Annotated in this window: 23 protein-coding genes; 11 read left to right on the forward strand and 12 right to left on the reverse strand. The window is 63.0% G+C overall.

Annotation, left to right across the window (positions count from 1 at the left end; genetic code table 11):
* Positions 1–10 precede the first annotated feature (10 nt).
* From parC to JXQ94_RS06025, 3 genes are all read left to right on the forward strand, one after another.
* Positions 11–2,287, forward strand: coding sequence for a DNA topoisomerase IV subunit A (parC, locus tag JXQ94_RS06015; RefSeq protein ID WP_421922883.1), 2,277 nt, complete (start codon positions 11–13; stop codon positions 2,285–2,287).
* A 74-nt stretch (positions 2,288–2,361) separates the two neighbouring features.
* Positions 2,362–2,913: a LemA family protein gene (locus tag JXQ94_RS06020; RefSeq protein ID WP_421922884.1), complete on the forward strand. Its 552-nt coding sequence runs from the start codon at positions 2,362–2,364 to the stop codon at positions 2,911–2,913.
* 3 nt (positions 2,914–2,916) lie between these two features.
* Positions 2,917–3,942, forward strand: coding sequence for a M48 family metallopeptidase (locus tag JXQ94_RS06025; protein ID WP_421922885.1), 1,026 nt, complete (start codon positions 2,917–2,919; stop codon positions 3,940–3,942).
* Here JXQ94_RS06025 and JXQ94_RS06030 read toward each other — a convergent pair.
* Positions 3,939–4,310 (reverse strand): VOC family protein, encoded by a 372-nt coding sequence (locus tag JXQ94_RS06030; RefSeq protein WP_421922886.1) that lies wholly within the window; start codon positions 4,308–4,310, stop codon positions 3,939–3,941. The genes JXQ94_RS06025 and JXQ94_RS06030 overlap by 4 nt on opposite strands.
* A gap of 86 nt (positions 4,311–4,396) precedes the next feature.
* Here JXQ94_RS06030 and JXQ94_RS06035 point away from each other — a divergent pair, with 86 nt between their 5' ends.
* Together JXQ94_RS06035 and JXQ94_RS06040 are read left to right on the forward strand one after the other, a co-directional pair.
* Positions 4,397–5,131: a helix-turn-helix transcriptional regulator gene (locus tag JXQ94_RS06035; RefSeq protein WP_421922887.1), complete on the forward strand. Its 735-nt coding sequence runs from the start codon at positions 4,397–4,399 to the stop codon at positions 5,129–5,131.
* Between the two features lie 115 nt (positions 5,132–5,246).
* Positions 5,247–6,065, forward strand: a complete 819-nt coding sequence (locus JXQ94_RS06040; protein WP_421922888.1) for a hypothetical protein — start codon at positions 5,247–5,249, stop codon at positions 6,063–6,065.
* Between the two features lie 5 nt (positions 6,066–6,070).
* Here the strand turns inward: JXQ94_RS06040 and JXQ94_RS06045 are convergent, their stop codons facing one another.
* The 7 genes from JXQ94_RS06045 to JXQ94_RS06075 form a co-directional block, all read right to left on the reverse strand.
* Positions 6,071–7,093, reverse strand: coding sequence for a hypothetical protein (locus JXQ94_RS06045; protein WP_421922889.1), 1,023 nt, complete (start codon positions 7,091–7,093; stop codon positions 6,071–6,073).
* A gap of 109 nt (positions 7,094–7,202) precedes the next feature.
* Positions 7,203–8,399, reverse strand: coding sequence for an AI-2E family transporter (locus JXQ94_RS06050; RefSeq protein ID WP_421922890.1), 1,197 nt, complete (start codon positions 8,397–8,399; stop codon positions 7,203–7,205).
* A gap of 8 nt (positions 8,400–8,407) precedes the next feature.
* Positions 8,408–10,000, reverse strand: coding sequence for a TRAP transporter large permease (locus tag JXQ94_RS06055; protein ID WP_421922891.1), 1,593 nt, complete (start codon positions 9,998–10,000; stop codon positions 8,408–8,410).
* A gap of 3 nt (positions 10,001–10,003) precedes the next feature.
* Entirely contained in the window at positions 10,004–10,783 is a 780-nt protein-coding gene (locus tag JXQ94_RS06060; RefSeq protein ID WP_421922892.1) for a TRAP transporter small permease subunit, read from the reverse strand.
* Positions 10,784–10,785: 2 nt separating this feature from the next.
* The gene (locus tag JXQ94_RS06065) at positions 10,786–11,907 is read right to left on the reverse strand and encodes a TRAP transporter substrate-binding protein (RefSeq protein ID WP_421922893.1); all 1,122 of its coding nucleotides are present in this window, start codon (positions 11,905–11,907) and stop codon (positions 10,786–10,788) included.
* A 33-nt stretch (positions 11,908–11,940) separates the two neighbouring features.
* Positions 11,941–12,705, reverse strand: coding sequence for an arginyltransferase (locus JXQ94_RS06070; RefSeq protein WP_421922894.1), 765 nt, complete (start codon positions 12,703–12,705; stop codon positions 11,941–11,943).
* Positions 12,706–12,748: 43 nt separating this feature from the next.
* On the reverse strand, positions 12,749–14,590 hold the full coding sequence (locus tag JXQ94_RS06075) for an SLC13 family permease (protein WP_421922895.1): 1,842 nt from the start codon (positions 14,588–14,590) through the stop codon (positions 12,749–12,751).
* 221 nt (positions 14,591–14,811) lie between these two features.
* On the opposite strand from JXQ94_RS06075, the gene JXQ94_RS06080 reads away from it, so the two are divergent.
* Both JXQ94_RS06080 and JXQ94_RS06085 read left to right on the forward strand, forming a co-directional pair.
* Complete coding sequence (locus JXQ94_RS06080) at positions 14,812–15,156, forward strand: ArsR/SmtB family transcription factor (RefSeq protein WP_421922896.1); 345 nt, start codon at positions 14,812–14,814, stop codon at positions 15,154–15,156.
* A complete protein-coding gene (locus JXQ94_RS06085; protein ID WP_421922897.1) occupies positions 15,146–15,631 on the forward strand; it encodes an SRPBCC family protein in 486 nt (161 codons plus the stop codon). Before JXQ94_RS06080 ends, JXQ94_RS06085 begins: the two co-directional genes overlap by 11 nt.
* Here the strand turns inward: JXQ94_RS06085 and JXQ94_RS06090 are convergent.
* On the reverse strand, positions 15,628–16,551 hold the full coding sequence (locus tag JXQ94_RS06090) for a flagellar motor protein MotB (RefSeq protein ID WP_421922898.1): 924 nt from the start codon (positions 16,549–16,551) through the stop codon (positions 15,628–15,630). The genes JXQ94_RS06085 and JXQ94_RS06090 overlap by 4 nt on opposite strands.
* A 99-nt stretch (positions 16,552–16,650) precedes the next feature.
* Between JXQ94_RS06090 and JXQ94_RS06095 the strand changes: the two genes are divergently transcribed.
* Positions 16,651–17,115 carry a flavin reductase family protein gene (locus JXQ94_RS06095; RefSeq protein WP_421922899.1) on the forward strand — a complete coding sequence of 155 codons (465 nt, stop codon included), beginning with the start codon at positions 16,651–16,653 and terminating at the stop codon, positions 17,113–17,115.
* Here the strand turns inward: JXQ94_RS06095 and JXQ94_RS06100 are convergent.
* Complete coding sequence (locus JXQ94_RS06100) at positions 17,097–19,421, reverse strand: penicillin acylase family protein (RefSeq protein ID WP_421922900.1); 2,325 nt, start codon at positions 19,419–19,421, stop codon at positions 17,097–17,099. The genes JXQ94_RS06095 and JXQ94_RS06100 overlap by 19 nt on opposite strands.
* A gap of 61 nt (positions 19,422–19,482) precedes the next feature.
* On the opposite strand from JXQ94_RS06100, the gene JXQ94_RS06105 reads away from it, so the two are divergent.
* Genes JXQ94_RS06105 through JXQ94_RS06115 form a run of 3 tightly spaced genes read left to right on the forward strand, consistent with a single transcriptional unit; the run spans position 19,483 to position 21,514 of the window.
* Complete coding sequence (locus JXQ94_RS06105; protein WP_421922901.1) at positions 19,483–20,361, forward strand: NAD(P)-dependent oxidoreductase; 879 nt, start codon at positions 19,483–19,485, stop codon at positions 20,359–20,361.
* The gene (locus JXQ94_RS06110; protein ID WP_421922902.1) at positions 20,358–20,888 is read left to right on the forward strand and encodes a hypothetical protein; all 531 of its coding nucleotides are present in this window, start codon (positions 20,358–20,360) and stop codon (positions 20,886–20,888) included. Before JXQ94_RS06105 ends, JXQ94_RS06110 begins: the two co-directional genes overlap by 4 nt.
* On the forward strand, positions 20,885–21,514 hold the full coding sequence (locus JXQ94_RS06115; RefSeq protein WP_421922903.1) for a trimeric intracellular cation channel family protein: 630 nt from the start codon (positions 20,885–20,887) through the stop codon (positions 21,512–21,514). The genes JXQ94_RS06110 and JXQ94_RS06115 overlap by 4 nt, the downstream gene beginning before the upstream one ends.
* A 79-nt stretch (positions 21,515–21,593) precedes the next feature.
* Here the strand turns inward: JXQ94_RS06115 and JXQ94_RS06120 are convergent, their stop codons facing one another.
* The gene (locus JXQ94_RS06120; RefSeq protein ID WP_421922904.1) at positions 21,594–22,082 is read right to left on the reverse strand and encodes a GNAT family N-acetyltransferase; all 489 of its coding nucleotides are present in this window, start codon (positions 22,080–22,082) and stop codon (positions 21,594–21,596) included.
* 153 nt (positions 22,083–22,235) lie between these two features.
* Complete coding sequence (locus JXQ94_RS06125; protein ID WP_421922905.1) at positions 22,236–23,384, reverse strand: trans-sulfuration enzyme family protein; 1,149 nt, start codon at positions 23,382–23,384, stop codon at positions 22,236–22,238.

Here is a 23,384-nt window from a genome sequence, read left to right on the forward strand (position 1 = left end):
GGTGGGCTTCATGGGCGATCATTTTGATCCCGACGGCGGGCATATCATCGAGGAGACGTTCAACGAGGCGCTGTCGCGGCGATATCTCGCCTATGCGCTCTCGACGATCACCCAGCGGGCGCTGCCCGATGCCCGTGACGGCCTGAAGCCGGTCCACCGGCGCCTGCTCTACGCCATGCGCGAGCTGAAGCTGAACCCGGACCAGGCGTTCAAGAAGTCGGCCCGTGTCGTTGGTGACGTGATCGGTAAATACCACCCGCATGGCGACCAGTCGGTCTATGAGGCGCTGGTCCGTCTGGCCCAGGATTTCGCCTCGCGCTATCCGTTGGTCGAAGGGCAGGGTAATTTCGGCAATATCGACGGTGATGGCGCCGCCGCCATGCGTTACACCGAGGCCCGTCTGACCAAGGCCGCGGAACTCCTGCTGCAGGATATCGACCAGGGCACGGTCGATTTCGAGGAGACCTATGACGGCTCGGAGCGCGAGCCGCTGGTCCTGCCTGGCGCTTTCCCCAATCTCCTGGCCAATGGCTCGACCGGGATTGCCGTCGGCATGGCAACCTCGGTCCCGCCGCACAATGTCGCCGAGATCTGCGCGGCCGCCCTGGCGCTGATCGACAATCCGGAGACCGAGACCGAAGCCCTCCTGAAGCATATCAAGGGACCGGACCTGCCGACCGGCGGCACGATCGTCGAGCCGCCAGAGGCGATCCGCTCGGCCTATGAGACCGGGCGTGGCGGGTTCCGGGTGCGGGCCAAGTGGGAAAAGGAAGACATGCCCCGCGGGATGTGGCGCATCGTGATCACCGAGATCCCGTATCTGGTCCAGAAGTCCAAGCTGGTCGAACGCATCGCCCAGCTGATGGATGCCAAGAAACTGCCTCTGCTCGATGACGTGCTCGATGAGAGTACCGAGGATATCCGACTGGTGCTGGAACCGAAATCCAAGCTGGTCGACCCGGCCATGCTGATGGAGAGCCTGTTCAAGCTGACCGATCTGGAAACCCGCGTGTCGCTGAACCTCAATGTGCTCGACCCCCGCGGTGTGCCGCGCGTGATGAGCCTGCGCGAGGTGTTGCAGATCTGGCTTGAGCATCGCCGGGAAGTCGCGGTGCGGCGGGCGACCACGCGCCTGGCCAAGGTCGAGGACCGGCTTGAGGTTCTGGCTGGCTATCTCATCGTCTATGCCGATCTGGACGAGGTGATCCGCATCATCCGCTTCGAGGATGAGCCCAAGGCCAAGCTGATGGCGCATTTCGAGCTGACCGAGCGTCAGGCCGAAGCCATCCTCAACATGCGCCTGCGCGCCTTGCGCAAGCTGGAAGAGCTTGAAATCCGCAAGGAAGACAAGAGCTTGCGCGCTGAACGCAAGAGCCTCCAGGCGCTGATCGGCTCCACCGCCCTGCAATGGGACAAGGTCCGCGGCGAGGTCACCAGTCTTGGCGCGATCTATGCCGAGACAACGCCGCTGGGCAAACGCCGGACGGTGTTCGACAAGGCTCCCGACATCTCCGGCGATGCGCCGATCGAGGCCTTTGTTGTTCGCGAACCGATCACGGCTGTCCTGTCGGAGCGCGGCTGGGTGCGGGCGCTGAAGGGCCATATCAACGACGTCACCGAGCTCAAGTTCAAGGAGGGCGACAAGTCCGCCTTCGCGGTCAAGTGCGAGACCACGGACAAGCTCCTCATGTTCGCCACGGACGGGAAATTCTATACGCTGGAAGCGTCCAAACTGCCTGGCGGCCGTGGCCATGGTGAACCGGTTCGCCTGCACGTCGATCTGCCCGATGATGCGGCGCCGATCGGCCTGTTCAAATTCGACCCCGAGCGCACACTCCTGGTGGCGTCGGATGGCAATTCCGGGTTCCGCATCAAGGAAAGTGATTGTGTCGCCATGAAGAAGGGCGGCAAGCAGATCCTCAACCTGGCCGAGGGCGATGAGGCCTTCCTGTGCATCCCGGCCACCGGCGACCGCGTCGCGCTGATCGGCGAGAACAAGAAGCTTCTGGTTTTCGAACTGGAAGAAATCCCGGTCATGAGCCGTGGCAAGGGCGTCAGGCTTCTGGGCGGCAAGGGGGCGAAACTCGCGGACGCCACCGTGTTCAATGCCGAAGACGGGCTGACCTGGCTGGACGGGGCCGGGCGTCGTTTCAACCTCGATGACTGGCTGTTGTGGACTGCCAAGCGGGCCCAGGCCGGCAAGATGGCGCCGCGCGGTTTCCCGCGTTCCCTGCGCTTTTCGCCGCGGGGCTCGGAATTCCTCGCTTCACAGGCGAAAGCGGAATAGGTAGTGATTTGAACGTGCATCGCCCGTCAGGGTGATGTGACATCTTCAGTTTTGCCGCTCAAGGAGAGACAGGCATGGATACCGGTATCATTCTCTTGCTCGTGATCATCGCCCTCGGCGTGTTCCTGGTCATGGTCTACAACCGCCTGGTCGCGCTGCGGCAGACCTGTAACCAGGCCTGGGGCGATATCGATGTCCAGCTGAAGCAGCGCCATGATCTCGTGCCCAATCTGGTCAGCACGGTCCAGGGCTATGCCAGCCACGAGAAAGAGACGCTGGAAAACGTCATCAAGGCGCGCCAGACCGCGATCGATGCGACCTCGGTCAAGGATCTCGCCGGCGCCGAGAACATGCTCTCCGGGGCCCTGCGTCAGCTCTTTGCCCTGTCGGAAGCCTATCCCGACCTGAAGGCCAACCAGAACTTCATGCAGCTGCAGGCCGAGCTGTCCGATCTGGAGAACAAGATCGCCGCCGCCCGCCGCTTCTTCAACAACGCCGTCAATGAATACAACACCTCGACCGAGCAATTCCCGGCCGTGGTGATTGCCAATTCGATGGGCTTCAAGATGCGTGAGTATTTCGAAGTGGCCGAGGCCGAGCGCGGTGCCCCGAAGGTGCAGTTCTAAGTCATGGTCTGGGGCACGGCCGGGCTCCGCACGCATATCTGGAACAATAATCTGCGGTCGGTTTTCCTGCTGGCCGCCTTTCCGGTATTGCTCGTGGCCATTGGCTATGCGCTGACCATCCTCATGACCGGATTCGACACGACGTCGGCTGACTACGGACTTGGCAAGCCACCGGGTGCCGATGCGGCGCCCTGGGTCCGAGAGCTGGCACGCCTGCCCATGATCGGCGCCTGGTCGCTGGGTATTGCGGCGGTCTGGTTCGTCATCGCCTGGTTTGGCCATCAGGCCATGATCAATGCGGCCACCGGCGCCCGGTCGGTTACCCGCAAGGACGAGCCAGAACTCTATAATCTTCTGGAAAACCTGTGTATTTCTCGTGGGTTGTCCATGCCTAAACTGGCGGTGATCGAGAGCGGAGCGCTCAATGCCTATGCCTCCGGTCTGACGGAGAGCCAGGCCACCGTCACCGTGACGCGTGGTCTTATGCAGCGACTGGACACGGCCGAGCTGGAAGCCGTGCTGGCGCACGAGCTCTCCCATATCCGGCATCGTGATGTCCGTCTTCTGGTCATCTCGATCATCTTTGTCGGCATCATCTCCTTTGCTGCGGAGATCGTTTTCCGTCGTATTTTCTGGCTTGGATTGCGAGCCGGCGGGGATCGGCGTTCCGGCGGACGCGGCGGCGGACTGGTCATTGTGATCGGCCTGGCCATCATTGCCATCGCCTATCTGCTGGCCATCGTGATTCGCTTCTCGCTTTCGCGCCGGCGTGAATACATGGCCGATGCCGGTGCGGTCGAGCTGACCCGCAATCCTGACGCCATGATCTCGGCCCTCGAGAAGATTTCCGGCAATGCCGAGGTCGAGGACTCGCCGGAAGAAATCCGTGAAATGTTCATCGAGAACCCGAAGACCGGCTTCATGGGTGTTTTCGCGACCCATCCACCGATCGAGAAGCGGATCGACATGCTGGTCGAGCACGCCGGCGGCAAGCGCCGGCTGCGCGGGAGCGCCGTGCCCGAAGTCTAGGGCGCGGTTTGCTGGCTGAACAGGCAGAGCTTGTTCCGGTCCAGATCCCGGACATAGCAGGAATAATAGGGTCCACGCTGGCCCGGTTCGCCGTCGCAAGATCCGCCCAGTTCGAGCGCCAGCTTGTGCAGGCGGTGAACCTCATCCTGTGACCCCAGGTCGAGACCCAACATCGCGCCATTGCCCTGTGTGGCGGGTTCCGCGTTGAAGGGGCGCGCAATTGCAAAGGCGAAATCCTTGCCCATCCAGTATGTCATGCGCCCGGCCGGCATGGCTGGCGCGACATCGGATTGTGCGAACAGGGCGTCATAGAACCGGGTGGAGGCCTCGATATTGTTCGTGCCGAGAACAAAATAGCTCATTTTCATGGGTATTCTCCTGATCGGATCGGGCGTTTTCCCGGGGGCAAGATCAGGCTATCGACAAATGGGACATATAATGGCGTATTTGTTTGATGGCTCGCACCAAATCGATCGACCGGATCCGCCGACTGGAATTGCTGGCCGCCCAGCTCAAGCAGGACGAGATATGTACGGTCAGGGGCCTCGCATCCGAGCTCGGCGTGAGCGCCAGAACCGTCTCGCGTGACTTGCTCGTGATGCGTGAGCAGGGCTTGCCAATTGACGCCGATCGCGGTCGCGGCGGTGGGGTAAGGCTGGACCGGAATTGGGGTGTCGGGAGACTCAATCTGGCCTATGGGGACGCGGTTGACCTGCTCATCAGCATCGATGTCGCCGAGAAGATGGGATCGCCGCTCTTCCTGGCCAATCTCGCCTCCGTGAGACGTCAGCTGATCGCCTCCTTCTCGCCGGAGAAGCGCGCGCGGGTAAAAAGGCTGAAATCACGCATCCTGATCGGGGGCACGGCATCCACCTTCGTCCAGGCGGGCATCGCATCGCCGGCAAAACCGCTCGTCCAGGCCTTGCACCAGGCTTTCATCGACCAAGAGACGCTGGATATCCATTATCAGCGCGAGGATGGCGCCAGATCAGAACGCCGTATCGAGCCGCACTACCTCCTGCTCAAATATCCGGTCTGGTACGTCATCGCCTTCGACCGGCTGCGCGATGCCCCGCGAATATTCCGATGTGATCGCATGTCGGCGGCCCGTCGGGCCGACAAGCCGTTCCGACTATTGCCGAAGGCCTTCTTTGCGCCATCGCTGCAGGCGGATGACTTGGCGCTGTAACCCTGCTGCGGCCCGGCCGGGCCGGGATGCCATATCCGCCGAAGAGGGCTTTGGCTGACCACGCAAACACATTAGGGTTTTGCGCAAGAGCCGTGACGGCTTCGGGGGGACTGACATGAAAAACCTGCTTCGCACGGCCGCACTGGTCTCGTTGACCGCGCTCGCGGCCTGTTCCACGCCAGGCTATCGCAGCCTCAATCCCAATTGCCTTGAGGCCCATGTGCAGCCGAAATATCAGCGCGACGGGCACCAGGACACGACCTATACGGTCGCACGCCTGGCCGGGCACTCATCCGACGACGCGGCGCGACTCGCCTTCTTCAACCAGGCGGCTGACGATTTGGCGATGCGCTATGCGGCGCCACAGGTCAGCGTCTGGGCGACATTCGGCGCCTGGGGGTATCGTCACAGGATCAATGCCGTCCTGCACTCCCTGCATGGTGGCGATCGCGCCGATGTGGCCCAGCGGAGGCTGGACCTGGCGACCATGATCGAAGAGCGAAACCGGTCGGAAGCCCAGGCCAGCTGGCAGACCGGATTCCTGATTCATGCCCTGGGCGACAGCTATGCCCACACCGACCCGGTCGGCAACGCCTATGGTGAAACCTATGGCCATCTCTTTGACGGCCATGCGCCGGACCTTGTGGCCAACAGGCCGGAACTCTATCTGGCCTATGTCGACGCCCTGTTTGACGCGCTGGAAATGCACACGGCCAGTGACCGGGAGGCGTTCGCCCGTTTCAAGACCCTGATCCGGAACGCGCCGGACGGTGATGTCGCGGCTCATCAAACCGCCATCACCGAGATGCGGGATTATTATTCCAATACCGCCCGACTGGAATGCGACGCACTGGCCAGTACGCTGAGCATGCGCGATGTCAGCCGCTTCCTGCGTGACGTGGAAGCGGGCTTCGGCCGGCCCGGTGAAAGCTAGAGCGGTCAGCGAGTGCGGGTGGCGACGGCGCGACTATAGGCAGCAGCGGCGGCCTCAGCCTGGTCGGCATCGTAGAGCGAGAAGAGTTCGCTGACGCCAGCATCCGGCGAGGGCATTTCCTCGTGATAGGCGCGGCACATCTCCGAGCCGACCGCGTAGCCAATCTGGAAAGGTCGGTCCGGGTGCTCGGAATCCGACCCGCTGAACCAGCCTGGCACCGAGAAAGCGGGCTCCGCCGCAATCGCCAGAAAGTCGGACCAGAGTTCGGCTTCATGTTCGACGACATAGAGATGGCGATCGCCATAACGCTCGCCCGAAGTGAGGAAGCTCAGATACTCCGCGCACCCCTCGCGCAAGGCGATGGAGAGCATAGTGCCGCCGCCGGGTGCATAAATGGAGCGATAATTCTCCAGTCCGCCCTGCGCGTGGAGTTGCAGGATATGACTGGCTTCGTGAACGGCGAGATAGGTCAGCGCATCGACCATCCGGTCAGTCGCTGGCGGTCCATCTTCCCGCCGGTATTGGCCGGCGACGCCGAGGGCCGCGCCGACGCCGACACCGGCCGGGTCGTTGGCCAGTCGAACCGGCGTTCCGGCGAAACGGTGCTGGCTGGACACGAAATAATAGACCGGGATCGCGATGTCCGATCCGGCGAGGGCGCGCAGGCGCTCAATGTTTTCCCGGGTCGTGTCTTCTTTCGCGAGGAGAGGCGCGGTCAGATCGGGCAAGGCGTGAAAGATGGGGCCATATTCTCCATAGAGCGTGCCGAAATTTTCCGCCGAGACATTGTACCGATCCATCCAGCCGCGGAAGCCCGTCGACGCGTTCGCCATGTAGACGGAAAAGGCCTCCGTCGGGTCGGCGCCGTTGTCGACGTTCTCGAGCAGGGTCTCGAAACGGCTGAGATCGTCATAATGGAAACTGACCGGTCCGGGAATCGACGGCACCTGTCCGTGCGCGGGCGCGGGCAGTGCCGCGAGCGTGATTGCCGCGAGCGCGCTGTGAACCACCGGGTTTAGCTGAATCATGGCGTCCTCCTTGTTGTCCGTCTTCGATGCGCGACGCACAAGGATTGGATGCAAGCCGGTTGGTCAATGAGGCGCGGAGTGATGCCTTGCCGGGTCTGTCTGGCGGTGATCAGCGCTTGGTGGTGTTGGTATCGTCCGAGCCGGCCGTGCCCGTGCCGGCCTCGTCATCATCAGACGCAGGCCTTGGTGCGGCGGTCTCACCGTCGGCGCCGTCCTCGTCTTTCATTTCCTCTGTCTCATCGACTTCCAGAAGCCCGGCAAAGCTGTCGCGGAAAATGAACCAGACGGAGGTGAAGAGGGCGGCGATGACCGGGCCGATGATGATGCCGACTGCGCCGAACAGGGTCAGCCCGCCCAGGGTCGATATCAGCACCATCAAATCGGACATCTTGGCGTCCTTGCCGACCAGAATGGGCCGCAGGATATTGTCCGATGTCGAGACCACGATGGCCCCCCAGGCGGTCAGCGCTCCGGCGGCGATCGGGTGACCGGTGGCGGCCAGCCAGATTGCGGCAGGTACCCAGATCAGCGGCGGTCCGATCATCGGGATGATGGAAAGCAGGGCGGCCACGGCGGCCCAGAAAATCGAACCCGGCACGCCGGCTGCGAACAGGCCGATACCGGTCAGCCCCCCCTGGACGAGCGCGATCAGGAAGGAGCCCTTCACCGTGGCGCGAATGGTTGAGATGGCGCGTTCTGCCAACAGGTTGCGCGCGTCCACGGTCATCGGCAGCAGGGTCACGGCGGAACGGGCGGCATCGCGACCGGTCATCAGGAAAAAGAACAGCGCATAGACCAGGATGAAGAAGTTCAGCGCCGCAACCAGGAAGCCACCCGTGCCGGCGCGCATGGAATTGACGAGGACCCGACCGACCGTGCCAGCCAGATTGCCGATCTGCGCGGTGATCGTGGCCTGGTATTCGATCATCTCTTCCCGGAAGGGCAGCCAGTCCGGAAGTCCGTCCAGCCCGTCCTGCCGGATCTGGCTGACCTGATCCTGCACCCAGGGTGTGACCATGCCGGTGACGTCGATCGCCTGCTCCGCGACGATGCCCAGCAGGATGGTGGCCGGGATGACGAAGGCGAGCACGGCGCCGGTGACCAGCAGACCGGCGGCGAGGCCGCGGCGGTCCCCCAGCTTGCCCGATAACCAGTCATGCGGTCGCGCGAGGAAAAGCGTCAGCACGCCTGCGAGGAAGAGGGCGGCCAGATAATCCCGGATCATCCACAGGAAAATGCCGGAAATGATCAGCGCCAGTGCGGCGATGAAGGCGCGCTGGAGCTCCAGTTTGCGGTGCGGTGACATGGCGCCTCCTATCCGTACAGCCACTCCGGCAGACCGGTGGCCAGCCAGGGGAAGATCGCGACGGCGATGATGGCCAGGATCTGGATGATGACGAAGGGTATGGCGCCCCGGTAGATATCGGTGGTTTTCACGGTCTTTGGAGCGACGCCGCGAAGATAGAAGAGCGCGAAGCCGAAGGGCGGGGTGAGGAAGCTGGTCTGCAGGTTCATCGCCATCATCACGCCCAGCCAGACCGGGTCGACGCCCATCATGAGCAGGATCGGTGCGACGATCGGAACCACCACAAAAGTGATTTCGATGAAGTCGAGGAAGAAGCCGAGAATGAACATGACCAGCATGACCACAGCGACGGCCCCGAACACGCCGCCCGGTACAGCCTGCAGGGCGGCTGCGACCGTGTCATCGCCGCCGAGTTCGCGGAAGATCAGCGAGAAAAGCGAGGCGCCGATCAGGATCACGAAGACCATCGCCGAAATCATGCCTGTGGAACTCATCACGTCGTCGAGTACGCCCGAGCGCTTGAGGCGGACAAGGCTCCAGCCGGCTCCCACAATAGTGATGGCCACCAGAGCACCGGTCAGCACGCCACCAAGCATGCCCAGATCCGTCACATAGAGACGGCGTTCGGCGCCGATATTGGCGATGACGACAAGGACGATCAGCCCCAGTAGCGCCGCCAGGCCAAGATAGCTCACCAGCTGGCCGAGCCGCGGATTGGTTTTGGAACCCGCATTGCGGGCGCCGGCGATGAAGGTCGCGCCAACGGCGCCGACGCCGGCGGCCTCAGTCGGCGTTGCCAGGCCGGTCAGGATCGAGCCAAGAACGCCGGTAATCAGGGCCAGTGGCGGGACCAGGGCGTGCAGCAACTGGCCAATCGAGACCTGGCTTCCCGCGGGCGCCGCCGGTGCGCTCTCGGGTTTGAAGATCGCCATGACGATCTGGTAGCCGATATACAGACCGACGAGCAGGATGCCGGGGACAAGCGCGCCAGCGAAGAGATCGCCGACCGAGACAATGTCCGGTGAGAAGATGCCCTGCGAGCGCTGCGCTTCCTGATAGGCGTTGGAAATCTGGTCGCCAAGCAGGACCAGGACGATAGAGGGCGGGATGATCTGCCCGAGCGTGCCGGAGGCGGCAATGGTGCCGGTCGCGAGCGCCGGGTCATAGCCACGCTTGAGCATGGTGGGCAGGGAGAGAAGACCCATTGTCACCACGGTCGCGCCAACAATCCCGGTCGAGGCCGCGAGCAGACCGCCGACAATCACCACCGAGATGCCGAGCCCCCCGCGCATGGTCCCGAAAAGCGCGCCCATGGCCTCGAGCAGCTCCTCGGCAATCTTGGACTTCTCCAGCATCACGCCCATGAAGACGAAGAGCGGCACCGCGACCAGAATGGAGCGGTCCATCTCCATCAGATTGCCGTAGATGCGCTGCGGGAAGGCGCGAAAATGGATCGGGTCGAACTCGCCGATGGCCATCCCGATCAGCGCAAAGACGAGGGCCACACCGGCAAGGGTGAAGGCGACCGGATAGCCGCGCAGAAGCGCTGCAAAGGCGGCGAAAAACATCAGGAAAGGGAGAAGTTCGATGAAGAGGTTCATGGCCTAGACCTCCCCGTCAATCGCTTCAGGCAAGGCAGGCGATGGTTGTTTGGCCAGGGTCATCGCGGCCCTGGCGGCCATGGAGGCGCCTTGCAGGATCATCAGGATCGCGAAAACGGGAATGGCGGTTTTCAGCAGAAAAACGAAGGCCAGCCCGTCGCTCTCGCGCGAGCTTTCCAGAATGCGCCAGGTGGAATTGAGATAGCCTGTCGAGGACCACAGGATGAGGGCGCTCATCGGGATGAGGGCGAGATAGGTTCCCAGGAGGTCGACCCAGGCGCGGCCGCGCTCGCTCATCTTCGCGAAGAAGACATCCACCCGCACATGGCCGCCCTGGAGCAGGGTGCTGGCCGAAGCGAAGAGGAAGAGTCCGGCATGCATGTAGATCACGCTCTCGGCCAGCTTGGTCGAGGCATAGCCGAAGACATAGCGCTGGATGACGATGATCGCGGTGGCAAGGACAAGGCCGAGCGCGAACCAGCGCGCGCCGCCACCAATACTCAGCGTGAGCGTGTCGATGACCGCGACGGCGCGGCGCTGGACGGACCAGACCGGTGTGGGAAGGCCGACAAAGCGCCCGAGAATGCCGCTCAGCAGCGGGAGAAAGAGAAGAGGCGAGAGCCACACGCCGATACGGCCAATCCACCCGCCGACGGCCTGGGCAAAGCCAGGCAGGTGGGTGCCGGCGACGCTGCCCACACCGCCGCCGGTCGCCATGTCCAGGCCGAGCAGGACAAGTGACAGCCCGACCAGGACCAGTAGAAGCCTGTCCCCCGCGCGCATGATCAGCCGCCCAGAACGCGTTCGCGCTGGACCATATAGGGCATTTCGGAGATCCGGCCCCAGCTGCGCATCGTGTCGCGGGCGGCGAGATAGCTCTCATAGACGCGGCGGGTCATGTCATCGGCATTGCCGGTATCCGCCACCACCTGCTCTGAAATCTGTCCGATCTGGGTCCAGATCTCGTCCGAGAACTGGCGCAGCTCGACACCGTGTTCATTGACCAGAACATCAAGCGCGAGGCCGTTTTGATACTGGAATTCGGCGATCGAGATATTGTTCGCAGTGCGGCAGGCCGAGGCGATGATTGCCTGGTGGTCACTGGCCAGGCCGTCCCAGACCGTCTTGTTGATGCCGACGCCGAGGCAGGAGCCCGGCTCGTGGAAACCCGGGCCGTAATAGAAGGGGGCTTCGCGATAGAATCCGAAAGCGAGATCATTCCAGGGACCAACCCATTCGGTGCCGTCAATCGCGCCGGATTGCAGCGCCGGATAGATTTCGCCGCCCGACAGGGTGACCGCCGCGCCGCCCAGCTCGCGCAGCACATTGCCGCCGAGCCCCGGTATGCGCATGCGCAGACCGCGAAAATCCTCCAGAGAATTGATTTCGCGCTTGAACCACCCTCCCATTTGATGGCCCGAATTGCCGGCCTGGAAAGGCTTGATGTTGAATTGTGCGGACAATTCATCCCACAAGGCCTGGCCGCCGCCAGCCTCGACCCAGCCCATGATTTCATAGGCGGTCATGCCCATTGGCACGGCGGTAAAGAAGTTGAAGGCCGGCGACTTGCCCTGCCAGTAATATTCGGCGCCGTGATACATGTCCGCCGTGCCTTCGGAGACCGCATCGAAGGCCTCGAATGCCGAGACGATTTCACCCGCCGCATAGACACGCACTTCCAGCGAACCGCCGGACATGCGGTTGATGTAATCGGCGACATTATTGGCGGCGGTGCCAAGGCCGGGGAAATTGGCCGGCCAGGTTGTCACCATGCGCAGGCGGGTCACACCCCGATTGATGTTGGGCGCCTCGGGCCCGGTGGATGTTTCCTGACCGGTTTCCCCGCAAGCGGTTGCAACCGTGGCCGCAGCGACGGCGCCGCCGCTGATGAATGTGCGTCGATCCATGTTTGTCTCCCCCGGGTTTCGCTGCGCGCTCGCTCAGTCGAAACCGTCGTGCTCGTCCTCGTCCTCATGGTTAGCGAGTTCGGCATGCAGCTGCCAGCCCGAGGGCGTTAAAACTTGCAGCGGCTGGAATTGCGCCTTGTAGCTCATTTTGGGGCTCTCGCGCACCCAATAGCCCAGATAGACGAAGGGCAGGCCAGCCAATTCAGCCTGGCGGATGGCGTCGAGAATGATGTAGGCCCCGAGGCTGCGACGGTCCCAATCCGGGTCGAAATAGCTGTAGATCAGCGACAGGCCGTCCTTGAGTACATCGGTCAGCGCGGCGGCCCGCAGAACGCCGTCGGCGTCGCGATATTCGGCGACATGTGTCCGCTGGGCGCCTTCCTCGACCATCATGACGTATTCGCCGAAGGACATCCCGGCCATATCGCCATCGCCATGCCGGCTATCAAGATAGCGCGAGAGCAGCTCGAACTGCTCCATTGTCGCCGTCTGGGTCTCGACTGAGACACGCAATTCGTCATTGCGATTGAGGATTTTGCGCCAGCGCCGCTTCCACTCAAAGCGCTCGGCATCAACCCGGACCGATTTGCAGGCATCGCAGGCCTCGCAAGCCGGTCGGTAGAGCACGCCCTGGGAGCGCCGGAAGCCGGCGTGGGTCAGGGCGTCATTTAGGGCCGGGCCCTCGCCGATCTCGACACGGGTAAAGACCTTGCGCTCAAACCGCCCCGGAAGGTAGGGGCACGGCGCCGAGGCCGTGAGGAAGAACGGTATTTGCCGGGTCGCAAACGGGTGTGTCACGCCTGTCGCCTCTTGCTGGCGGTGAGAGATCGGGTCGGGCCGGTCAGACCATGCCGAACAGGTCGAGCAGGCTGACATAGACCGTGAAGGCAATCCAGAAGAGAACCACCATCGGCGCGCCAGCCCGCAGATAGTCCGCGAAGCGGTAATGTCCCGGCCCCATCACAAGCAGGTTGGTCTGATAGCCGATTGGAGTGGCAAAACACGTGTTTGCCGCGAAGAGGACGGTCAGGGCGAAGAGGGTCGGGTCGGCCCCCATCTGGTGGGCCGCTCCGACCGCAATCGGCGTAAACAGGATCGCCGTGGCGCTGTTCGAGAGGACATTGGTCAATACAGCAATCAGCAGGAATAGCGCCGACATCAGGACCACCGGTCCAAAGGGGGCGAAGGCGCTCACCACCGCAGTGGCCATGAGATCGGCGCCGCCGGTGACCTGCATCGCCGTACCGAGGGCGATCGCCGAGCCGATCAACAAATAGACCCGCATGTCGAAGGCGCGCGCGGCCTGCCGGGTATTGAGGCACCCGGCGAGTATCATCGCGACGGCGCCGAGGAAGGACGCCAGCACAATGGGCAGGATGCCGGTTGCGGCCGTGAGCACGACGCCGCCAAAGACCACCCGGGCGAGATTGGCGCGGCGCGGATCAGCGATGGATTTGGTCGCCCATTCCATGATCAGGAGGTCGCGGTCAGCCCGCAATCCACGCAATGAGGACGAGGCCCCGAAAAGAAGCAGCGTGTCGCCGGCTTCCAGGCGGATTTCACCCATGCGTGAGCGGATCATGCGGGACCGTCGTTGAATGCCCAGGACGATGCAGCCGGTCGCGTGGCGAAAGCCGATCTGCCGGATTGTGCGGCCAATCACCCGAGAACCCGGCGCAACGACGGCTTCGGCCATAACCAGGTTTTCGCCAGGATTGGGATTGTCGCCCGGCCCGGAGGCTTCCAGCATGCCGCGCAGGAAATCGGCCCGCTTGGCGAGCAGGTTGGTCAGGGTCTGGCGCGTAGCGGCGACGATCACCAAATCGCCGGACTTGAGCTCGATCTGGTCAAATGGCGGCAGGAGCGCGTGCTCGCCCCGCTGGATCATGCGCACCGTCATGTCGGGAAGGTCAGCGAACATGCCGGCAACCGGCTTCTTGCCGACCAGGGGATGATCTCCGGTGACTTCCAGCTGGGCGATGAATTGCTTGCCCGCACCGCCAGCGATTTCGCTCTCCATGGAGGCGCGGTCGGGCAGCAGGTGGGGCAGGACGAAGATGATGTAGACAACGCCGACAGCCGCCAGGAAGAGGCCGGGCATGGACGGGCTGAAGAATGCCAGCTGCTCGCCGGTCACATTGAGGAGCGTGTCGGCCACCAGAAGGTTGGTCGAGGAGCCGATCAGGGTGGTCATACCGGCCAGGATGCAGACATAGCTAAGCGGAATCAGGAGTTTGGACGGGCTTTTCTCCATCCGTTTCGCGATCGCCACAAGGATCGGCACGAACATCACGACGACAGGCGTATTATTGATGAAGGCCGAGATCACGAAGACAAAGGCGAACATGCCGAGCAGGGTGATCTTGGGGTGTTGGTCAAAGGAATCCAGCAGGCGCTGGGTTGGCCCTTCCATCGCGCCGGTCTGGAATATGCCCTGACCAACAATCAGCAGGCAGAGGATCGTGAAGAGGGCCGGATTGGCGAAGCCGGCCAGAAGATCGGCCGCACTCGGATTTCCCGTCGCGAGCGGGAAGATGTGGAAAAAGGCCATGAGGACGGCGACGATCGAGGCCGAAACGATCTCGATCGGAACCCTGTCCCAGACGTAGAAGACAATCGCCAGCACGAGACCGCCGAGAATTGCCCACATTTGCCACACATCGAGTGACGCTGATTCAATCATCGCGAATTTCTGGAAGCCATGGACCCGCTATGTCCATGTCAAAACGCTAGCATGCGTTCCCGGCGCTTGCGAAGCCTTTCGTGAACGCTTCTGCAGACGTTGTGCCGGCGACGGTCCTGGCCACCGACGGGGGACGGTCCGGACGTTGGATACCCCGCCGGAGCGCGCACGCAGTGTATTTTCCCACTTGGTTTAATAATCAATTGGTTTAATAAGACGGCATGAATGACTCAGCGCATCTCGACAGCGTCTTCTCGGCCCTCGCTCATCCGGTTCGCCGCCAATTGATCGAGCGGCTTGCCGAGGCGGACGCGACCGTGAACGAATTGGCGGAGCCGTTTGCCATGAGCCTGCCCGCGATCTCAAAACATCTGCGCGTTCTTGAGGCGGCCGGCCTGATCACGCGTGGCCGGCGCGCGCAGTTCCGACCCTGTCAGCTGAATGCCGAACCGCTCGAGGCTGCTGCCAGTTGGACATCCCAATACGGCCGGATCTGGCAGGCGCGATTTGACACAATGGCCGGCATGATCAGCGCGGTGGAGGAAAGGAATAGCAATGACGAATGATGATCAGAATTGGGTGAGGATCGAGCGTGTGCTCGAGGCGCCGATCGACACGGTATGGCGAATGTGGACTGATCCCGACTTTTTCAGGGCCTGGTATGGGCCGAAAGGTTTCTCGGTTCCGACTGCCGAGATGGATCTGAGCGTCGGTGGCGTCCGCAAGATCTGCATGCAGATGCAGGCACCGGATCGCTCGATGACGATGTGGTTCACGGGTGTTTTCAAGGAATTGGCGGCGCCACACCGGCTTCGATACACGGAAAGCATGTGCGACCCGGATGGGAATATCCTGTCGCCGGCCGCAATGGGCATGCCGGCGGGGACGCCGGACATTACCGAGGTGATTGTCGATCTCGCCGAGCGTGACGGGAACACCGTCATGGTCATGACCCATATTGGCGTCCCGGCCGGCAGTGCCGGCGAGGGCGGCTGGACACAAGCCTTCGAGAAACTCGCTGGAAGGCTCTCTGTCGCCTAGAGTTCGTGCCCGTTCGGCATAACCGGGGCTTCGCGCAGCAACACAACCGAGATGCGGCGATTGCCCGGCATGTACGGGTCGTCCGGATAAAGCGGCTCGGACCCGGCCTTGCCACGCACCTCATAAACGCGGTCGTCGGAAATCCCGGCGCGCTGCAGGACTGACCGCGCAGCATTGGCACGATCGGCGGACAATTCCCAATTGGTGTAGTCCGCCCCCGGCGCCGACGGAGCGCTGTCGGTGTGACCGGCAATGGACAGGCGGTTCGGCAGGCGCTCGGCAATGCGGGCGACGGCGCGCAGCAAGGTCACGGCACGCTCATTGGGCACAACCGCACCCGGATCGAACATCGGACGGCCTTCCTGGTCGACCAGCTGGATACGCAGGCCTTCCGGCGTCTCGTCGATGAGGACGTGATTGGAGAGCTCGGCGAGTTCCGGCATGTCCTGCATGGCCTGACGCAAGGACATGGATGCTGAATGCAATTCGGCGGCATCGCGGCGCTGTTGCGCCTCGGCCATGGCAGAAGCGGTGATCTCGGTGACCGACTCGACAGCTTCCGGCGACCCTTCCGGCGTTTCCTGGCGGTCCCGGTCATTGAGCTGCGGCGCGGTTGGCGCAAGGCGCTGGCGCTGTGAGCTGTCGCCTGATCCCTGAACGCCGTCATCGCCGGGGGATGTACCCGCAAGCGGAGCGCCGGAACCGGAGTTGGACGGGGATACGCTGGCCGGCGCGAAATAGTCCGCAATGCCGCGCTTTTGTTCGGGTGTGGTGGTATTGATGAGCCACATGAGGAGGAAAAAGGCCATCATCGCGGTGACAAAGTCGGCATAGGCCACTTTCCAGGCGCCACCATGGTGTCCGCCGCCGCCGCCCTTGATGACTTTCTTGATGACAATCGGCTGATCCGAGGCTGCCATGTCCACCCACCTTGTTTATTTACCTTCGCGTCTTGTAGACCGTTAGCGTTAAGGTCCGGTTTCGAAAGCGGACCGCTTCCCGGGTACAAAGGATATCACTTGGCCGATAGCCGATCATTTCGCGACGCCCTCGGGCGTTATCCCACCGGCGTCGCCGTGGTGACCGCTTTCCTTGATGGGAAGGCGCTGGGCATGACCGTGAATTCCTTCGCCTCTGTCTCGCTCGACCCGCCGCTTGTGCTCTGGTCAATCGAACGCTCGAGCGAGCGCTATGGCATTTTTGAAAATGCCACTCATTGGGGCGTGAATGTGCTGGCCGCCGACCAGGCGGAGCTTGCCCATGCCTGTGCACTGGAAGCCGATCTGGCGCAGTGCCGCACCGGCTGGCAAGGCGAGATCGTGCCATTGATCGATGGCGCCGTCGCGCGCTTCACCTGCCGGGCCGAAGCGGTACATCCTGGCGGGGACCACGATATTCTTCTTGGCCGCGTGATCGATCTCGACACGCCGCGCGATGTCCCCGCCCTGGTCTTCTACCGGTCGGGCTATTGCGAGCCGGGCTGAAGCGTCAGAACCGATACGCCTTCCGGGCGGGTCTCCAGGGTCCAGCCGGTCGGGATTTCGATATATTCCCCGCGTCCCCAGAGTGGCGCCAGATCGTCGTAATGCGGTGACATGACATTGCCGGACTGTCCGGTCGTGATCATGAAGCGCGAGCTATCCGGTTCGGCCATGTCGTAGAGCGCGCGATAGGAGGCGCCGTGAAAGACATCATAGCCGGGGGTGCGGTAGGAATAATGCGCTACATTGACCGTTGAGCCATCGCCGGGAACCGGTGTCTCGATGGTGAACCAGTCCGCCAGGATGGGAAAATCCGAGAAGGGTCGATGGGCGTGGCGGGCATAGTGCACATCGCCCCAGCGCCAGGCGTAAATGTTATCCCCATAGGCCTCCATTGCGGCGGCCATGGCCTGGTCCAGCGCCGGCCCGGTGAGGTCGTGGCAGGTGACGGTTTGGTCGACGGTGGTATCGTCACACCAATGCCCCAGATCGCCGGTCAGGACGTCCATCATGAAAATGCGGCGGTCACCATGCCAGCCGGAAAACAGATCGCCGAGTTCATCAGCGTAAATCTCGGCACTGAGCTCGCGCATCCAGGCGGAATAGATCAGCGGTTCGGCCCGGTCGACGGCCATGTCGGCATCCCATTCGGCCAGCAAGGCGAGCGCGGCCCGTCCAGCGCCGGTCTGCGGTTCCGCCTCGAGCAGGACGGGCAGTAGCCTCAGGGCGGTGTCATTGACCGTATCGACCTGCAGGGCCTGAAGGCTGTCCAGATCATGGACAGGCTGGGCGTTGATCCCGTCATAGATCCGGCGAATACGCGAGACGCCATACCATTCCGACGTCAGATAGTGCGGATAGTCATCGGGAACGATCTTGTTATTGGCAGTCGCGACGAAGCCGCGGTCCGGATTGAGAGTATGCGGCAGGTCCTCGAAGGGGATGGTCGAGACCCAATTGCCGTCCTCGTCGCGGACCGGGATGCGCGCCGGGGCGTAAAAGCCGATATCGCCGTCCCGGTCGGCAAAGACCATGCTCTGCTGGGGGGCGACGAAACCACGAATGGCATTCACGAAATCATCCCATTCATCGGCTTCGATGATGTGAAGGCCGACGCCCGCCGTGGCGTCATCGGGCTCGTCGAGCATCCATTGCAGAGCAAAGAAGTCGCTGCCCTCGGGGACAGGATAGCTGAAATGCGCCGGATCGAGGACGGGCCCGGTCGCGGTCTCGCGACGCAGGATGGTGACATCATCGCCGAAGCGCACGCGGATATGCTCCTCGCGCTGACCGGTGACCTCGGCCTCGGTGACCGCATGGAGATCGCCGACATCCGGGCCGGTATTAGTGAAGCCCCAGGCGATTTCGTCGGTCCGCCCCAGCGTCACGAAAGGCGTGCCGGGCAGGGTGGCGCCGACAACGGAGCCATCCGGTGTTGTCAGCCTGGCCAGATACCAGATCGCCGGCGCGGCCAGCCCAAGATGCGGATCATTGCCGAGAATGGGCCGTCCGCTTGTGGTGCGTGAGCCCGCCAGGACCCAGTTGTTCGAACCGTCACGGCCGGTGTCCTCCGGCCCCATGACCGGCGCTGGCTCGTCGGCCGGGGGCAGGCTCGTGGCCTCGATGCCGATATCGGCCATGGTCAGGGATCGGGGAGCATCGTCGGGATAGCGGCCGATGAACTCAGCCGTGCGCTGCTCGCCGAGTTGGGCGATGAGTGCGGCCATGCGCGGTTCCTGGAACGCATTGCCGAACAGGTCGAGCGCGATCGCCTTGTAGACCACGACCGTGTCGGCTGGCTGCCAGGGCTCGGGCTCGAACATCAGGATCTGGAATTCCGGCGGCGGGACGAAGCCCGGCGCGCTCATCACAGCATTGACGCCGTCTGTATAGGCCTCCAGCGCGGCCTGTATGTCGGCGGGCAGATTGGCAATCGCCGTGTCAGAGGCGTTCCCCAGCCCCATTGTCCGGAAGAAGACATCTGTCTCGAGACCGGGCTCGCCGAGAATTTCGGCAAGCCGGCCGCGCAGGGCCCGCCGCGTGATTTCCATCTGCCAGAGACGGTCCTGGGCATGGGCGACCCCCATGGCGTAGAAACCGTCATGATCCGTTTCGGCGAAGATGTGGGGCACGCCGTGGCCGTCCCGCACAATACTGGCCTCGGCGTCCAGTCCGGCCATCTCGATCACGCCGCTGGTTTGCGGCAGGGAGGCGTACAGGCGATTGCCGATGATCAGGGCGGCGACGAGCACAAGCGAGACCAGTCCTCCCACGGCCCAGCCGAGATAGCGCAGAACACGTTTGATCATGATGACTTGCTCCCCATTCGCGTCGAGACTAGCAAGGGGGCAGGTGATTGGGGAGAGCGCAATGGCACGCTGCACATTTCTGGGTCTCGGTGTGATGGGTTTCCCGATGGCGGGCCATCTGGCCGGCGCGGGACATGAGGTGACGGTCTGGAACCGCACCGCCCGCAAGGCTGCCGACTGGGCCGGGCGCCATCCCGGCAAGTCCGCCGAGACCGTGGAGGCCGCTGTCGGCGATGCGGATTTCGTTCTCATGTGCCTGGGTGATGATCCGGATGTACGTCGTGTGGCCGAGCACGCCATACCCGCCATGAAGCCGGGCGCAGTCCTCATCGATCACACGACCGCCTCCGCCGAACTGGCGCGCGAGCTAGACGTCCAGGCACGGGATGCCGGGATCGGCTTTGTCGACGCGCCCGTATCCGGCGGGCAGGCCGGCGCCGAGAGCGGGCAGCTGACCATCATGTGTGGCGGCGAGGCAGACACATTCGCCGCGGCAGAACCGGTGATGGACAGTTATGCCAAGGCGATCTCGCTGATCGGCCCGGCCGGGTCCGGGCAGCTGGCCAAGATGGTCAACCAGATCTGTATCGCCGGTATTGTCCAGGGCTTGTCCGAAGGCCTGCACTTTGCCCAGCGTGCCGGTCTTGATCCGGCTCTGGTAATCGGCGCGATCTCGAAGGGCGCAGCCCAGTCCTGGCAGATGGAGAATCGCTGGGAGACCATGGTCGCCGGCAAGTTCGACTATGGCTTCGCCATTGACTGGATGCGCAAGGACCTCCGCATCACCCTGGACGAGGCCCGCCGCAATGGCGCGACCCTTCCGGTCGCTGCCCAGGTTGACCAATTCTATGCCGACGTTCAGGCCATGGGTGGCAATCGCTGGGATACGTCCTCGCTGATCGCCCGCCTTGAGCGTCCGGGGGGCGGGAGCAAGGCATGAGCGAACCGAAGGGCTATATCGCCAACGATCCGGTGGTGATGGGCGTTTGGAAACGGCTGACCAAATTGTTCGCGGTCTGGCGTCTGATCGTGTTTGCAAGCTTCACCCGGCGAATGGTCTATCAACTGTCCAATGACCAGATGTCGACCCTGATGCGGACCCGGCACTGGAAGCTCGGTCTGGGCCTGCTCGGAGGGCTCGATGACGCACAAATCGATTTCATGGCGGCGTGGTCGCAGCTCAATGCTGACCGGGCCGAGCGAATATTCCGATCGACGGCCCTGCTGATCGTTTCGATCCCTGTTGCCGCCGTATTCGGTATTTCCGAGCTGGATCCGACTATCTGGCAGCAGCTTGGATTCGAGCGGCTTGATACTTTGATCTTCATTATCGGAGGCTGGATGGTGGCCAGCGGAATCATGATGGCGGCCTCCTGGCGGGCGCGCGATCTGGCGGACCTGTTGAAACTGGAACAGGCCCGACGGGCTTTGCGTAACCACCGGAAAGCTGCCGCGAGCGCCGCGTGAGTATCGAACTCCTCTTCATCCTTCTCGACTACGCAGGGATCGGCTTCTTCGCCTATTCCGGCGGCATGCTGGCGGCCCGCAAGGCGCTTGATCCCTTTGGTGCAGCCATTATCGGCGCGGTGACCGGAATGGGCGGCGGAACATTGCGCGACATTCTTCTGGGTTCCCTGCCGGTCTACTGGATCGCCGAGCCGACCTATCTCGCCGTTGCGGTGTCTGGCGCATTGCTGGGCTATTTCACATCGCCCTGGGCGCAGGCCTTTGCGACGCGGCGTGCAGCCCTGATCTGGGCGGACGCGATCGGGCTGTCGGTCTTTTGCGTCCTGGGCGCCCAGGCCGGTCTGGCGGCCGGGGCCCATTGGACCATCGCGCTGCTGACCGGAATGATGAGTGCCGCCTTTGGCGGTCTGCTGCGGGACATTATCGTCAATGACGTGCCGCTGGTTCTGCGTGAGGACATTTATGCCCTCGCCGCCCTGGCCGGTGCCGCCGCCTATGTCGGCGGCATGACGCTGGGTCTCAATCCCAGCCTTGTCACGCTCGGTTCCGCGCTTCTCGCGCTGGTCCTGCGCGGCTGCGCGATCCAGTTCAAATGGTCTTTGCCGGCCATCAAGCTGGGCGATTGACCGGCAAGGTGCCGCCGATCCGGAGGGGACGGATGTCGCGCAGCGCATTTGCGCGCCGCGCGACACCCCGTTTGTCAGGTCAGGCTGTGAAGTCGACGGGTCTGGCCTTGTTAAGCTCGATCATCTCGATGCCGCTCTCCGGGTCGGTGAACAGGCGACCCTCTTGCCATCCATGCTTGGCATAGAAGCGTCGCGCCTGATCATTGTCCCGGAAACAGTCGAGCACGATCTGGTCGCTCTCGCCGAACAGTCTGGCCTCGCCGTGATCGAGCAATCGTTTCCCGATCCCCGCGCGATGAAAGTCGAGGTCGACCATCATCAAATCGATCCGACCCGGTTTCGTGGCGCAGGCCCCGACCCGAACTCCCTCACACTCAGCGATGGTGAGGGTCGCGACATTGTCGCGATAATAGGCCGCGATAGCGCCAGAGGCGATATAGGCCTCGACGGTATCGGCACCAATGATGTCGGGATATCTGACCCGGATGGTCCGCGCGGAAAGCGCTTCAAGCGGATCGGCATCGGCCCGGGTGGCGGGCCGAAGTCGTACGTTGGATTGTTCTTGCAATGTCTTGTTCCTGATAAAGAAATACCGTTCGTTCGCAACGCGGGTCGCGAACGGTCTTCAATCAAGCCAGCCTGCCCGGTCAAAGGACGGGCTGGCCGTATCAGGAATCAGAAAGGCGGCGCATAAACGCTCCAGATGGTGAAGCGTAGGTCGCTAGACCGCTTTGGAACCGGCCGCAAGCGCCTGGCGAAGGTCAGCGAGCAGATCAGCCGGATCCTCCAGCCCCACCGACAGCCGCACCAGATTCTCAGCCACCGGACTGTCCGGCCCCTCGATCGGCTTGCGGTGCTCGACCAGGCTTTCCACTCCGCCCAGCGAAGTCGCTTGCGTGAAGAGTTTTGTCGCGGCCGCAAATCGGGCCGCTGCTTCATGGCCGCCGGCAATATGCAGCGAGAGCATGCCGCCAAAACCATTCGTCATCTGACGTGCCGCGACGGCATGACCGGGATGTTCCGGCAATCCCGGATAGAGCACGGCGTCTAGCCCGGACTCTTCCTGCAGCGCCTCGGCGATGGCCAGCGCGCTGGCGCTCTGGCGCTCGAAGCGGACCCAGAGGGTGCGCAGGCCGCGCATCAGGAGCCAGGTCTCGAACGCGCCGGGGACAGCGCCGGTCCTGGAATGGATCTCGCCGATCTCCTCCCAGCGCTCATTGATCTCACGCGTCGCCAGAACGCCGGCCAGCACGTCGGAATGGCCGTTGAGATATTTGGTTGCCGAATGCATGACGATATCGGCGCCTAATGTCAGGGCCTGGGTGGTGCAGGGCGGGGCGCAGGTGGAATCAACGCCCAGTGTCGCGCCGACGGTGTGGGCAATCTCCGCCGCCTTGGCAATGTCGACGACCGCCCAGGACGGATTGGCCGGGCTCTCGATCCAGATCAGATCGGTTTCGGGCCGCGCGGCAGCGGTGAGGGCAGTCAGATCGCCCGGGGCGACGAGATCGAGCGTGATCCGTTTCTTTGCGGCCGCCCGCTGCATCAGCAGTTTGGCCCCGTAATACATTTCGGTCTGGGCGATCACATGCCCGCCGCTCGGCACACTTTCGATTACGGCCGCGATCGCCGCCATACCGGAGGAAAACAGCTTGGCCTCGGGTGCCCCCTCCAGCATGGCCAGCACCATGGCCGCCTGTTTTTCGGTCGGGCCTTCCGGGCGGCGATAGTCCTGCTCCCCGATCAGCTGGTTGTCTGTCCCGCGGGCAAAGGTCGTCGCCGGGTGGATCGGCGGGATCACCGCGCCGGTTATCGGGTCGATCGCGTGCATGGCCTGGACGGCGAGAGTGGTGCGGGAAGGTTTGGTCAT

It is taken from the genome of Maricaulis maris, from assembly GCF_049116555.1.
Classification (GTDB): Bacteria; Pseudomonadota; Alphaproteobacteria; order Caulobacterales; family Maricaulaceae; genus Maricaulis; species Maricaulis maris_C.